Origin of the sequence: Bacillus sp. DB-2 (assembly GCF_003315125.1) — a bacterium.
GTDB lineage: Bacteria > Bacillota > Bacilli > Bacillales > Bacillaceae_G > Bacillus_A > Bacillus_A mycoides.
Genome location: NZ_QNRN01000010.1, coordinates 1 through 13,954, shown reverse-complemented (window position 1 = coordinate 13,954; position 13,954 = coordinate 1). Strand labels below are relative to the sequence as shown.

The following is a 13,954-nucleotide window of genomic DNA, read 5'->3' as shown; positions in this document are numbered from 1 at the left end:
ATTACTAATTTACTGTAAAAAAAGTAGCTGCACAAAAGTAATCTGTATCCTTTGTAAAGGACATTTTGAAAAAAGTTAGGCAACATCAAAAAGATGATTTCTGTATCCTGATATGATCCCCTTATAGTAGACAGTTGAAAGAAAGTTACTTTACTGTTTATTATGGAGGGGATTTTTTATGGGGAAAATTAGAAGAACTTTTTCAATTGATTTTAAAATGAAAGCTATTGAATTGTACTTACATAGAGGAATTGGAAGCAAGCTAATCGGAAAGGAATTAGGAGTTACATATTCAGTTGTAGATAGATGGATTAAAAAATATAAAAATGAAGGTATTCTGGGCCTACAAGAAAAACGGGGAAGATCTAAACAAACAAATGAAATAAGTCAAGATGCTAGAATACAACGATTAGAAGCGGAAAATGCATACTTAAAAAAACTATTAGATACGAAAAGGGGGATGAGATCAAAAAAAGTAAATCAGTAGAATATGAGGTCATTCATACCTTAAAACAGGATTTTTCAATTGTATTGCTTTGTGAAATTGCAGGTGTTTCAAGAAGTGGATATTATAAGTGGGAAAAAAGAATCAACAATCCCTCTGAAAAGATGAAAGAGGACCAATTTATCATGTCTAAAATAGGAGAATGCGAACGAGATCCAGATATAAATGATAGCTATGGTTACCGAAGAATTTGTATATGGCTCAAAAATTATTATGGTTTATAGGTAATTAACAAAAGAGTATATCGTTTAATGAGGAGAATGGGGCTACAAGCTAAGATCCGAAAGAAAAAGTGGCAGCATTTTGGTTTGAAAGAACAATGTATCGTGTCGGAAAATCTGTTAAATAGAGAGTTTTCAACTACAAGGCCAAATGAAAAATGGGTTACAGATATAACCTATCTTACCTTTAATAATAAGCGCATATATCTTTCAGTGATACTAGACCTTTACAATAACGAAGTTGTGGCCTACCAAATGAGCGAATACAACAATTTGAAATTAGTTACAGATACAGTCAATAAAGCCTTAAGAAAAAGAAAAGCCCACGAAACAGTATTACGTAGCGACCGAGGTTATCAGTATACGTCAAAAAAATATAACCAATTACTTAAAAAGCACAAAATAACTGTGAGTATGTCTAGGAAGGGGAATTGTTACGATAATGCATGTATAGAGAGCTTTTTTAGTCATTTTAAGGCAGACTTCATGGAGAGACAATTAACTTTATTACCAGCTATCGATGATAAGGAAGTACAAAAGGAAGTAGTAAGCGTATTAAAGGAATACAGGGCACTTAAGATGTGATTCAGTAATGAAGTGGAGCAAGAAGGAATCAGTTTGTTCCCTGAGTTGCGTGATTCAAGGAATCCGAGTAAATGGAAGGTGCAGCAGGTAGAAAAGGCGCTTAATAATTTACTTGATGAAGATGAGCGTAATATTGTAGAGCGTAAATTTCTGACAAACGAGAGAGTCTGCCCATATTGTGACTGGTATGAGATAGAGATAGCGGGTGTATCAATAGATCATTTCTTACCAAAGTCCAAGTTCCCGTTGTTTTCAATATATCCCAAGAATCTAGTTATGTCTTGTCCTACATGTAATGATAGAATTAAAAGACATTATATTAAATTGTCTATTTTTCATCCCTATTATGATGAAGTAGCTAATTATTTTAAGTTATTAGAAATATATATAGTGATCAGTTGGAGTATTCTTGAATTTATTTTCGGGATATAAATTAGAGTGTATATTTTAATAAATATATATGAGATTACTTTATAAAAAGTAATTAGAATTATTAGTTAAATGATTTTTTATGCTTGAATTGAATAAAAGTATGAACTTTTACGGTATAAATATGAATTTTATTCATCATTTTAATAACTATGCAATAAGTGAAATAAATGTTGAATTTAGTCGGAAAATATACATTTGCAAATCGTAGAATATGTACATATAGTTGTAACTGTAAATATTATCCGTTTTAAAATATTTATAAAAGGAGAAATTCATATGAAAGAAATACAAAAGCAATATGAAATTGTAGAAGAATTAGATGCAACAGTAGGGCAAGAAGCATTATGGATAGCTCATCAAATGGAATTAGAAAATGGAATGAACAATGAAGCTACCATAATAAAGCTAAAAGGAAATCTTCAAATAGATACTTTTAAGAAAGCGCTTACTGTAATGGTGCAATCTCATCCGGCGCTACGTACACTATTTATTAAGAGGGACGAAAAAATTAAACAATTCATTCAAAAGAGTATAGATTTTGATATACCAATTAAGGATTTAACCGCTTTTAAAAACACAGAACAAAAATTTATTTTTAAAAAATTCTTAGACTCTATAGTGAATGAGAAATTTAATTTAGAAGAAGGGCCTTTGTTTAAATTCCACATCATTAAATTGTGTGAAGATGAATTTATTTTACATATGATTCTTCATCACATTATTTATGATGGATGTAGTTTAGGGATTTTTATCCGACAATTGTCTCATACGTATTGTGAATTACTTCAAGAAAATACGGGTTTAGTATTAGAATCTCCTTATAAGAGCCTTGTAGAATTTGAGGAAGGTTTTATTGACAGTGCAATATATAGAGAAGGATCATCCTATTGGAAAGATTATTTACAAGGTGAATTACCTCCTACAGAGTTTCCTGCTACTATTAATAAAATAAATGAACCGATATATACGAATGAAAATATAAGTAAGAATATTGATGCCGATCTATTTTATCAAATACAATGTTTTGCTAAAAGAAATAACATAAGTGTCTATCGGGTTATGTTAAGTACCTATTGTGCCTTGCTTCATCAAATGACAAACGCTGAAGAAATTATTGTAGGTATTCCAATTAATACTAGACCACACACGGAAGAAGGGAATGCTTTTGGTTATTTTGTTAATACATTACCTATACGTATAACAATAGAAAAGGGGGATACATTTAAGGGGATACTTAACAAAGTGAATAAATCTGTTCATTTGGCTATTAAGTATAAACATAATCCATATTCACATATAGTAAAAGATTTAAATCTAAATAATAATACACATCATAACATGATATATTCAACAGCATTTAATACGGTAAGGATACCTCAATTGAAAATTCCAGGTATTGAGTCCAAAGTTCTAACAGATTGTAAAAGAGTAAATCCTTTTAACATGACATGGAGAATGATGAGATATGAAGGGAAAACAGAGAATAAAATTGAGGTTGACTATAATTCAGCGTTATATAAAGCAGAGAGTATTAGTGATTTAGTTGAAAGATATATATATTTGTTACAAAAACTAATGAAGAATGTAAATGAGCCTATCCATTCATTGGATTTACTTTTAAAAAAGGATCATCGTTTATACAAAGATATAAACTCAAATACTCTTGCATATCCTAATTCAAAAACACTAGATCAATTAATCGATCTACAAGCATTAAAATCGCCAAATCAAATAGCGATTTCAATGGGGGATAAATCGATTACCTATTATGACTTGCAGCAAAGGTCAAATCAAATTGCGAATTATTTACGTGAAAATGATATAAAAAAGGGACAGCGTGTAAGTATTACTATGGTGAGAGAGATCGATACAATTGTGTGGATTCTAGGCATACTAAAATCAGGTGGAGTTTATGTACCAATCGATCCAAAGTTTCCTGAAAAAAGAATAGAATATATATTAAAAGATAGTGAAAGTCAAATGATTATTACAAAAAAAGAATTCAGGGGATTAATTGAAAGTTTTGCGATTCATACAATTTATCTAGAGGATTTTCATTACGCTAATTCTATAGAAAATATTGTACCTACACATACCATAGAAGATACAGCGTATATTATCTACACGTCAGGTTCGACAGGTTTACCAAAAGGAGTAGGTGTACCACATAAAGGAGTAATTAATTTATCATATTCATTAATAAATCAATTTAATTTAGACAAAAATGATGTATTTTTACAATTTGCAACGATGATTTTTGATGCCTCCATTATGGAAATGTTTCCGGTTTTGTTATGCGGAGGGAGAATGCATTTAATTTCTGAAATGGAAAAACGTTCTGCAGAAGAATTTATAAATGCAATTAACAAGAATGGTATTACATATGTTCTTTTACCAACTGCATTTTTTAAATTAATAGCTGATATGCCAAAAGAAATGTTACTTACATTAAATTCTTTAAAATGTGTATTTGTGGGAGGGGAAACCCTACCTGCTGAATCAGTTCGTAAATGGCAAAGTAAATTAGGGTTAAAGATTCCAGTTCTTAACGCATATGGTCCTACTGAAGCTACTGTATGTACAACCATTTATGAAGTAAATCATGAAATAAAAGAAGAAAGTTCTAATATCCCAATAGGTAAACCAATTGCTAATAGTAAAGTTTTCGTGGTCAGTCCGTTCAACACGTTATGTCCGTCAGGAGTAGTAGGTGAGTTATTCATTGGTGGTGATGGGGTTGCCAAAGGATATATAAATCAAAAGGAAAAAACAGAAGAGGCATTTATTTCTTTCGAAGAATCCTATAATCGCAATAAAAAAATGTATCGTACTGGAGATTTAGTACGTCTTTTACCAAGTGGGAACTTAGAATTTATCGGAAGGAAAGATAATCAAGTAAAACTACGTGGGTATCGAATTGAGCTTGATGAAATTGAAAGAGCATTATTTAAACACCCAGAGGTAAAAGATGCAGTAGTAGTAACTTATCAAAATGACAAAATTGCTAGCTTTTATTTATCAAAAGACAATACAGAGATAAAACAAGAGGACTTAAAAACATTCTTAAGTGAAAGTTTACCAGATTTTATGACTCCAAATTATATATTTCACCTTAAAACATTTCCATTATCACCAAGTGGTAAGATTGATAGAAAAAAATTAGAATTACAAATCCCATCTTTACTTGAAAATATGAAGAATCAATATGTACCACCAATAAGTGAAACAGAAAAAAGGTTGGTAAAAACATGGTCAGAGATTTTAAATTTAGGGAAATATAGAATCAGCAGAGATGATGACTTTTTTAAACTTGGGGGACATTCATTAATTGCTGTGCAAGTGTTAAATCAAATTCAAAAAGAGTTTCATTTAAAAATAGAAATTAGAGATATTTTTGAGCATACAACAATTGCTAGTCTATCTGCTTACATTGATAAATTAATGGAAGTAAATACGGATAGAGAAGTACATGATATGCAAGTATTAAAGGTTGCAGATAAGGAATGTTATAAGTTATCCAGTGCTCAAAAAAGAATCTGGTTTTTAAATAAGTATAACGCTATTAATAGAGTATATGATACACAACTACACATAAATATTGAGCCAAGTTTAAAAAAGAATATTTTACAAGACGCCATAAGATTTTTAGTTGAACGACACGAGATGCTACGAACAGTGTTTATTGAAAAAAACGGGGAGCCTAGACAGGTCATATTAAAATCAATATCTATTGACCTTATTCACGATGATATTGAACACATAACTAAAAAGGAACAACAAGAATATATACGTAGAACAATAAATCAAACGGATCATACACCATTTGATTTGGAAAATGGACCACTTTTCCGGATTAGAATTTTTAATCTTGATAAGAAAAGATCCTATTTATATATCAATTTACACCATATTATTACCGATGAGTGGAGTGTAAGGAATTTATTAGATGAATTAATGAAGGTATATAATGCCTTTGCTAATCGAAGAAATCCCGAGTTACCAACTATTCCTAATCGATATGTGGATTATGTTGAGTGGGAACAGAAGCAGCTAAAATTAGGCCGGTGGGATACAGAAAAATCTTATTGGATGACCGAGCTTGCAGCGCCTCTTCCCCTACTAAATCTTCCGTTAGATTTTAGTAGGGATCGTCAAAGTACAAATAAAGGTAAAGTCTTTGAAATGAAGTTAGATAATAAAATGAAAGAGTCTTTGAAACAAGTATGTGAACAAGAGAATGTGTCTATGTATATGCTATTTTTGGCAGCATATATACAATTGTTACACTATCTAACGGATCAAAAAGATATTATTGTAGGTACACCGGTTGCTGGAAGGAATTATCAGGAATTTGAACAAATACAAGGATTTTTTGTAAATACTTTAGCTATTAGAATACAATTAAATGATGTGAAAAATTTAAAACAACTAGTACAAGTCGTTAAAGAAAAATGTTTGAATTCTTTCCAAAACCAATTGTACCCATTTGATAAAGTAATTGAGCAAATAAATCCTGATAGAAGTTTTGGAAATAACCCTATCTTTTCTACAATGTTTAGCTATCAGAAAGATATTTTGCAACAGCATGATGCGTACAAGCTTCAATTGTTACCTAATAAACAAGATGTTAGTAAGTTTGACATTTCTTTAGCTGTTGAAGAAGGATCGGATTATGTAGAGATTTCATTTGAGTATAATATTAATCTTTTCAAGGAAGAGTCAATTAATAGGTTTACTCAAAATTTACTTAATATACTGGACGCATTTATTCATCAAAGAACAGTGGCATATGAGAATCTTTCATTCCTATCACTGGAAGAGGAATCTCTATATAGAAAGGTAAATGATACAGAAAGACCGTATCCTTATTTTCAAAATATACAGGAGCAATTCTATAAGCAAGTAGAAAGACAATCAAATAGGATTGCTATAGCGACTGAAACAGAGGCTTTAACATATAGACAATTAAATAGGAGCTCTAATCAAGTAGCGCAACATTTACTCGAAAAAGGTATAAAAAGAGGAGACAAGGTAGCCATATTTTTAGATAGAAGTATCAATAGTATTGTCTCTATGATTGGAATAGTAAAAGCCGGTGCTGCCTATATACCAATAGATGTAAAATACCCCAAGGATAGAATCAATTATATAGTAAGTGACAGCGAGGCATGTAGAATTATAACGAATAACAAATACAAAATTCATTTGAATTTAAGTAATTATAAGGTTTCAATAATAGAGGATATATATCGTACGACTATAAATGATGATGTGAAAATTTTTAATAAACCAGATGACTTGGCATATGTGATTTATACTTCAGGATCAACAGGTAAACCAAAAGGTACATTATTAACGCATAAAGGAGTATTAAATTTAGTTGAATGGAGAAATGAAGTATTTCAGATTTCTCCAAATGATAAAGTAACACAGTTTTATTCCCATAGTTTTGATTCTTCTGTATCGGAAATTTTTTCTACCTTGTTAAATGGGGCGGAACTATATGTATTAAGTGATGAGCAGCGCTATTCAGCTGTAGCATATGCCCAAGCTGTCCAAGAAATACAAGCAACTATTTCTGATATACCAACAGTATTTTTCAATGAATTATCTACTTCATTAAATAAACTGGATAGTGAAAAGATACGTTCGATTAGATTTATGATAATGGGAGGGGAAGCTGCATCAACAAATGCTATTAGGGGTTGGCAAAATACTTTTAAAAACCAAGTGCAACTGGTAAATGAGTATGGTCCTACGGAAGCAACTGTTTCAGCGATGTATTATTTCATACCAGACTTAGAAGGCGAAAATAATCTTTTAGGAAGTATACCGATTGGTATTCCAATTTCTAATACAAAGGTTCATATTTTGAACTCATATATGCAACATTGTCCGGTAGGGGGCATGGGCGAATTATATATTGAGAGTTTAGGATTGGCCCAAGGGTATTGGAAACAGGAAGAGAAAACAAAACAGGCATTTATTGCAAATCCATATTCAGAAGATAATAGTAAAAGGTTATACCGAACAGGTGATTTAGCAAAGTGGTTACCAAATGGAAATATAGAATTTATGGGAAGAAAAGATAAGCAGGTTAAGATTAGAGGGCATAGAATTGAATTAGGGGAAATAGAAGATTCCATATTACAATTTGAGGGGATAAGTCAGGCTGTGGTAACACAAACGAAAGATGGAATGCTACTGCAAGCTTATTATAAAACAGTGGACGGTATAGAAATAGAGAAAAATAGGTTAGCTTTGCATTTATCAAATGTATTGCCAGAATATATGATCCCAAAATATTACTCTCATGTATTAGAAATACCAATAACAGCTAATGGGAAAATTGATTTCGAAAAACTGCCAGAAATAGAGTTTGATAATGAGCAAAACGATGAGTGTATACTTAAGCCTCAAACTAAAGTGCAAAAAAACATTGCAAAAGTATGGTCTGAAGTTTTAAACATAAAATCTATTGGCTTAAAAGATGATTTCTTTAATTTAGGTGGGCATTCTTTAAAAGTTATGCCGGCATTAGTTAAATTAAAACCGTTATATCCTAACTTAAAAATTCAAGACTTTTTTAAGTATAGAACAATAGAAAAATTAGCCTCTCATATTGAAGAGATGGAAAATATGTCGTTAAAGAAAGAGAAAAATATTAATGTAGCATGTATTGAAAATGAAACGAAAACGCCCCCTGTTTATAAAAGAAATAAATTGGAAGAATGCGGGATAGATATGGTGAATTATCCACAAGCAGTTTTTCTTACAGGAGCAACAGGATATTTAGGAGCTCATATTTTAGAACGATTATTACAGTTGCCATCTACGACTATTTACTGTTTAGTGAGAAAAAATGAAAATCAAGTAATTGATGAAAAGTTAAAAGAAAGAATGAGATTTTATTTCGGTAAAGAAATTCTTCAAAAGTTGCAGGAGAGAGTTGAATTAATTGAGGGAGATTTATCTTTGATAAATCTAGGTCTGGATTCAAATAAAGTCAATTGTTTAAAGAGTAACGTAGAGTCGATAATACATTGTGGTGGAGAAGTTAGACACTATGGAGAACGTGAGCATTTTCAAAAGGTAAATGTTCAGTCTACAAAATACTTATTGGAATTAGCTAAGAATACAAATGCACGCTTTCATTATATATCGACTTTAAGTGTGGTAGGACAGGCTGAAAGCGATCCAAAAGAATTTAAATTCTTTGAGTCTAATTTTGATAGAGGACAAAATTTAGATAATGTGTACTTAGAAAGTAAGTTTCAAGGTGAAAAAATGGTCAGGGAGGCAATGGGAAAAGGAGTTCGTGCTACGATATACCGTGTGGGGAATTTAGTGGGTAACTCTAAAACGGGTAAATTTCAATTCAATATTAATGAAAACGCCTTTTATAGATTATTGAAAGGGATATGCTTATCTAACATAGCACCTGAAATCAATACGTATGTAGATTTAACGCCTGTGGACTATGGAAGTTTAGCCATTACTGAACTATCTTATAAGGCCAACACAGTAAATAAAACCATGCATATTTGTAATCCAACTCAGCTTAAATGGGAACAATTTATTAATTGTTTACAAGTTTTTGGATACGATATCATGTTAATGAAGCAAGAAAAGTATATAGAGAAGTTTTTTAATACTAATCTAACTACTGATGAACAGAAAGCTTTAGAGCTTATAATGCCTTTATTAGAATCTGTAGAAGAGCTATCAGTAGCTATACCATCTTGTTTGTATACGCAAGGATATTTGAAGAATGTACATTGTTTAGAACCAAATCAAGAGTATATCAATTTGTTATTAAATTATGCCATGAGTATCGAGTTTTTACCAACCATTAAAGAACCAATATTGTTATAGAATATACTATCAATTTTGAACAAATTGGTCTATAAATATGAAGTTTTGAATGTTCGTTTACTTCTCCTTAACGTTTGGAAAATTAAAAAGAACTTGTAGTTTTATCTACAAGTTCTTTTCGATTAAAAGGTTTATACATTTAGTTGGTTGGATAATATTTCAATTCTTCATATTACTAACAGAAGAAATTAACCAAAACAAATAATTCTTTTCAATAAGAGAAAAAATACAGTTTTATATTAAGACCAAACCCATCGATCATCAGTTAATGTTTGAGAATCATTAACTTTTTCAATCTCATCTGTTATCGACCACTCATTACTTCTTTCAGCGTTCGCCATATGCACTTTAACTTTTTCACCTACATTAAATTTTTGCCCCAGAGCCCAAAAAATTGCTATGGAACAACTAAAGGAGTGTTCAAGGGAAGGTTTTAAATAGCGGATTAGTAATAATTAAATATACGTGAACGAATTTGTTAATTATTTTTCTAGACTTTTTACATACAGGATTCTTACTCCTTATAAAAGTATTTTCCCTATTGATAATCAGAATATGCAATTGTGCATATTCTGATTATATTTATTTATTTGTATAAAAAAATATTATATAATTCAAGGGTTTTCAATAAAATTTTTAAAGAAGTCTGTATATAAAGGAATCTATAGTTTCTCTTTATAAACACAATAAGTTTCAAATCATTAAAAGAAAAGATGATTGGTATACACGAAAGCATATAGATGGAGGAGCGTAGCTATGAGTTTTAGAGTTTGTATCCCTCAAGGTTGTCTTTGGTACTCGTGAGGACCATGAACGAAAGATAGCTAAGGAGCGACTAAAAGAGTGTTTAAGGTAGACAGTATAAGAAAAATACACTATTTGAAAGGGGGTGATTTAATAGAATACGGGAGTTATTAGAATGAAATCTGAATTCTAAGAAAAGTATATTTGCGCGCGGAGAGGAAGTTTTTTAATAACATTATTTGAAAACTTCGGTCAAATGGTAATTCACTTGAAATTTTAAAGTTGGAGGAAAATTATGAAGAATAGGTTCATTTTAAGTTTCTTATTTGGAGCTGTATTAATTGTTGGGGCATTGTTATATACACCCAGAGATATTTTTGCAGAGACATTAGAAAAGAAGGATAGTGTAAATGTAGATGAAAATCAAAAAATAACACAGGAAGCATCGCCTAAAACAGATACGCATGTAGCAGACAACTATGAATTTAGAGTAGATAAATTAAACGATACAGATTATAACGTAATGATGAAGAATAAGAATACCGGAGAAGATATACAGCTAGAATCGTATAAAAATATGAAGGGTTCCTATGCTGCACCGGGATTACAAAACATGAAATTTCACCCTTTAAAGTGGCTAAGTAATGAAGACTATGAATATGTGTTTACGTATGCAGATGCTTATTATTCTCATGCCCCAACTATATATATTGTTAATTTAAAAACGAATCAGGTTACACCGTTTTATTTATATGGATCGAAATGGAATGGGATTAACTTTGAACATTCTATAGAATTCACAAATTCAGATGCGCCTGTCAATGATTTTAGAGGACAAAGTATGTTTCTTAAGAAATACTTCGATGACTTTATAGCGGGAAGAAATATACAAAGATTTGATGATGAGATTCTTTTCCGAATGAGTGATAATTTGGGTGCGTCAAACGAACGATACCGACAATCTTATTATGTAAAACTAGATTTTAAACATTTAAAAGCGACTCAATATTCTAATAGAATGCCTCTTGGTGGGTCTAGTTTTTCAGATCGATTGCCGACGCATTTAAGCCATTATATGGATGCAGAAGGAAACTATGTGTTGGTACGAGATGATAAACTAAATAAGCATATTGATCCGGAATCTAAAAAAATAAGAGCGACTGGTGAATGGGTTAGCATTAAAGATGCAGAAAAAGAAGCGATGAAAAATACACCAGAGTGGAAAAAGTGTATGAGTTCTTTCGATTCTTATGCGCCACCAACAGGAGAATGGAATTTCCATCCTAGTATGATTAAGCCGGAAGAGCCAAAAGACTATGATTTTAAGGTAGATAAATTAAACAATACAGATTTCAATGTTATGATGAAGAATAAGAACACTGGAGAAGATATTCTACTGGATTCATATAAAAATATGAAGGGTTTCTATGCTGCGCCGGGATTACAAAACATGAAATTTTACCCTTTAAAGTGGTTAAGTAATGAGGAGTATGAATATGTGTTTACGTATGCAGATTCACATTATTCTCATGCCCCAACTATATATATTGTTAACTTAAAAACGAATCAGGTTACGCCGTTTTATTTATACGGATCGAAATGGAATGGGATTAACTTTGAACATTCTATAGAATTCACAAATTCAGATGCGCCCGTCAATGATTTTAGAGGACAAAGTATGTTTCTTACGAAATACTTCGATGACTTTATAGCGGGAAGAAATATACAAAGATTTGATGATGAGATTCTTTTCCGTATGAGTGATAATTTGGGTGCGTCAAACGAACGATACCGACAATCTTATTATGTAAAACTAGATTTTAAACATTTGAAAGCGACTCAATATTCTAATAGAATGCCTCTTGGTGGGTCTAGTTTTTCAGATCGATTGCCGACGCATTTAAGTCATTATATGGATGCAGAAGGAAACTATGTGTTGGTACGAGATGATAAACTAAATAAGCATATTGATCCAGAAGCTAAAAAAATAAGAGCGACTGGTAAATGGGTTAGCATTAAAGATGCGGAAAAAGAAGCGATAAAAAATACACCAGAGTGGAAGAAGTGCATAAGCTCTTTCAATTCTTATGCGCCACCTGCAGGAGAATGGAATTTTCATCCTAGTATGATTAAGCAGGAAGAACCAGAAGAGCCAGAAGGCGATGGGAATGTTAAGCCGGAGCAACCAAAAGACTATGACTTTAAAGTGGATAAATTAAACGATACAGATTTCAACGTTATGATGAAGAATAAGAAAACAGGAGAAGATATTCTACTGGATTCATATAAAAATATGAAGGGTTATTATGCTGCACCGGGATTACAAAACATGAAATTTTACCCTTTAAAGTGGCTAAGTAATGAGGAGTATGAATATGTGTTTACGTATGCAGATGCTTATTATTCTCATGCCCCAACTATATATATTATTAACTTAAAAACGAATCAGGTTACACCGTTTTATTTATATGGATCGAAATGGAATGGGATTAACTTTGAACATTCTATAGAATTCACAAAGTCAGATGCGCCCGTCGATGATTTTAGAGGAAAAAGTATGTTTCTTACGAAATACTTCGATGACTTTATAGCGGGAAGAAATATACAAAGATTTGATGATGAGATTCTTTTCCGAATGAGTGATAATTTGGGTGCGTCAAACGAACGATACCGACAATCTTATTATGTAAAACTAGATTTTAAACATTTGAAAGCGACTCAATATTCTAATAGAATGCCTCTTGGTGGGTCTAGTTTTTCAGATCGATTGCCGACGCATTTAAGTCATTATATAGATGCGGAAGGAAACTATGTGTTGGTACGAGATGATAAACTAAATAAGCATATTGATCCAGAAGCTAAAAAAATAAGAGCGACTGGTGAATGGGTTAGCATTAAAGATGGGGAAAAAGAAGCGATGAAAAATACACCAGAGTGGAAGAAGTGCATAAGCTCTTTCAATTCGTATGCCCCACCTATGGGAGATTGGACTTTCGATCCTAGCGTACTTATGTTGAAAGAACCACAAGTACCGGAGGTCGCGGCCAGTGTAATAAGATGAGGTACATGTAATCTATTTAAATTGGACCAAATGAAAGATTAGTACTATATTTTGGTAAAATAATAAAAAAGAGCGTGGGTAAGTAAAAAACCGTAGAAATAAATTATTTCTACGGTTTTTATTGTGTTACCTCGAGGCTCTTTCCTAGTGTACTTCAAGAGGTATCATGCTATTGAGCCACCAAAAAAATTTTCATCTTAAATTTTAAAATACTCTATTCTATCTGTAGAATCCTAAGAAAGTATGACGTTTTATTACTTGTGAAAGAACATAAATTTTTCGCAAGTGAACTTACTAGTATTAGTTTTCTGACTCGAATCCTTTTATGAAAATATAGTAGCAAATTTCGTTTAATCTTATTTGTTTTATGGGAATTATAAGGTATACTAAAAGTAGGTGCAAAAATGCACTATTTGAAAAAGAGTGCAAGGCAAAATAAAATGTACCCTATAGAATAGACACTGAAAAAAAAGTCTATTCTATAGGGTATTTCTTGTATAATGAGAGAAAATTGGGATCGGAGAAAGTTCA

At 31.5% G+C, this 13,954-nt stretch carries 3 protein-coding genes and 2 pseudogenes; all 5 read left to right on the top strand.

Annotated elements, in window-relative coordinates; genetic code table 11:
• Positions 1–178: 178 nt before the first annotated feature.
• Positions 179–487 (top strand): helix-turn-helix domain-containing protein, encoded by a 309-nt coding sequence (locus DET63_RS17540; protein ID WP_078175295.1) that lies wholly within the window; start codon positions 179–181, stop codon positions 485–487.
• 245 nt (positions 488–732) lie between these two features.
• Positions 733–1,212, top strand: a pseudogene (locus DET63_RS17535) (IS3 family transposase); the annotation flags it as partial.
• A pseudogene (locus tag DET63_RS30680) lies at positions 1,213–1,479 on the top strand (ArpU family transcriptional regulator); the annotation flags it as partial. It lies immediately after the preceding pseudogene.
• Between the two features lie 540 nt (positions 1,480–2,019).
• Complete coding sequence (locus tag DET63_RS17530) at positions 2,020–9,618, top strand: non-ribosomal peptide synthetase (protein ID WP_113937323.1); 7,599 nt, start codon at positions 2,020–2,022, stop codon at positions 9,616–9,618.
• A gap of 1,039 nt (positions 9,619–10,657) precedes the next feature.
• The gene (locus DET63_RS17520; RefSeq protein ID WP_113937322.1) at positions 10,658–13,423 is read left to right on the top strand and encodes a hypothetical protein; all 2,766 of its coding nucleotides are present in this window, start codon (positions 10,658–10,660) and stop codon (positions 13,421–13,423) included.
• The last annotated feature ends 531 nt before the right edge of the window (positions 13,424–13,954 follow it).

What these genes read in the sequence shown, in the direction of transcription:
- DET63_RS17540 (WP_078175295.1), top strand. Translation starts at nt 179, where the DNA reads ATGGGGAAAATTAGAAGAACTTTTTCAATTGATTTTAAAATGAAAGCT.
- DET63_RS17530 (WP_113937323.1), top strand. Translation starts at nt 2,020, where the DNA reads ATGAAAGAAATACAAAAGCAATATGAAATTGTAGAAGAATTAGATGCA.
- DET63_RS17520 (WP_113937322.1), top strand. Translation starts at nt 10,658, where the DNA reads ATGAAGAATAGGTTCATTTTAAGTTTCTTATTTGGAGCTGTATTAATT.